Here is a 1629-nt window from a genome sequence, read left to right on the forward strand (position 1 = left end):
AACGCAGTCCTATAAATCCTTAACAAAATAATATAGATTCGATTTTTGTGATCTTTTGTACAAAAAAATTGATTAGTTAAAATGACTAGAAGAATAGTGAGATTTTCTTTTTATAAAACGATTAAAATGATTTAATTCTAAATTAAAAGGATGTGGAATGAAAAACAGTGAATTCTGTAATATCGACAATCTCAATTTTAGTGCTAATTCGTTGAGGTATTTACGTGACTTGGAAGATAATGCTAAATTTGGGAATTATGCGGTTAAGTTTGTTGGTGCAATACCTATTGTTCAAATTTTTACGGACAGAAAAATGCAAACAACAGTAAATAACATTACTCAATATGATTGGATGGAATTTGCAACAGCCGCTAAAGGGTTGAGTGATATGACTCGGAAAAAAGCATGGGAAATAGCAGCCGAGGCAGCAATGGTAACTAGAGGAAAAGAAAATGAATTTTGGAAATGTATGCTCCGTGCGACACGTTAAGATTTTTTTTTCGTTAATCGTATTTTCATTTGCAGCTTGTGCAAAAGATATTGGTAGTGATGAATATTTAGCATATAACGCAAAGATATCGTTGTGCCTATCTTCGAGTGAGCGTGAAGTCTCATCATTTAAAGATGATTATTATAACTCTTTAAGTGACATACAAAGAAAGGCATTACTATTATCTTTGTCATCAATATCTATGAATAAATGTTATTCATATGAAGAAAATAGTTATCTGAAACATCTTTTATTAACTGATGATAATGAAGGTTTAAATGAGTTTAAGCGCCTTAATAAGCCAGCGTATAGAACAGAAGAAATGATAAAGGCTTATAACTCTCTAGATCAAAATGAAATCAAGCGCTTATCGAATACTAAAATGTTTTCGACTCCATTTGATATCTTCAGTGTTATCAATTAGTAATGTATCCTATCTAGCGTTATAACAAATGCATCAACACGATTTGCTACACTCGGCGTTGTCAGTTTGTCTTTAGTTTCAGTGGTTAAGGCGTTAAAATTCAGCTAGGTCTGTATCGTAGCAAACGTGTTATGCAGGCGTTGTGCGTACTGAGTCCGAAATTTTTTGCACGGTTAATCAAAAGGATAGCAGCTTTCGTAGTTTCGGCTTAGTAAGCGTTCTTTTCTTCTTTGTTGCCTTTTGGTTTCCGTATTATCAGGTTCGGCAAATTAGCCTTTATTTCCCTAAGTTCAGGCGTTTCAGGAGCTATTTTACGCTTCAATGGTTCTTTGGTTATGCCTCATTTTAGTCTTTATCAGTGTTTTCCTCGTAGTATTTTCAATCCCAATTGTGGTTAGGATATTTGGTTTATAAGTTCCAAACTTGCTGAAATCAAGCCGTTCAAATGGCGTAAAAAATGTATCTGTTTTCCATTCACTTTATCTCGCAATTTAAGAACATTTTGTTCGCTTAATTGGCATCGGTAAATTAGAATCTAGGCTTAGAAAATCTTGGCAGAGCAGTTCTTTACCAAGTTAGCCAAGCCGAAAGTAAGCACGCACAACAATCGCATCAACACGATTTATTACATTCGGCGTTCTGGGTTTGCCTTGGGTTTTGTGATTAAGGCGGTTAATTCAGGTTGGTTTGCATAGTAATAAACGTGTTATGCCAG

The 1629-nt window shown here is 34.4% G+C and carries 2 protein-coding genes; both read left to right on the forward strand.

The window, feature by feature from the left end; translation table 11 throughout:
• Positions 1-157 precede the first annotated feature (157 nt).
• Entirely contained in the window at positions 158-490 is a 333-nt protein-coding gene (locus tag BTO22_RS13750) for a hypothetical protein (RefSeq protein WP_105055983.1), read from the forward strand.
• Complete coding sequence (locus BTO22_RS13755; protein WP_146107546.1) at positions 453-914, forward strand: hypothetical protein; 462 nt, start codon at positions 453-455, stop codon at positions 912-914. Before BTO22_RS13750 ends, BTO22_RS13755 begins: the two co-directional genes overlap by 38 nt.
• Positions 915-1629 lie beyond the last annotated feature (715 nt).

Origin of the sequence: Aliivibrio sifiae (genome assembly GCF_002954705.1) — a bacterium.
Lineage (GTDB): Bacteria > Pseudomonadota > Gammaproteobacteria > Enterobacterales > Vibrionaceae > Aliivibrio > Aliivibrio sifiae_A.

Coding starts and splice junctions, on each gene's coding strand:
- BTO22_RS13755 (WP_146107546.1), top strand. CDS start 453: ATGAATTTTGGAAATGTATGCTCCGTGCGACACGTTAAGATTTTTTTT.
- BTO22_RS13750 (WP_105055983.1), top strand. CDS start 158: ATGAAAAACAGTGAATTCTGTAATATCGACAATCTCAATTTTAGTGCT.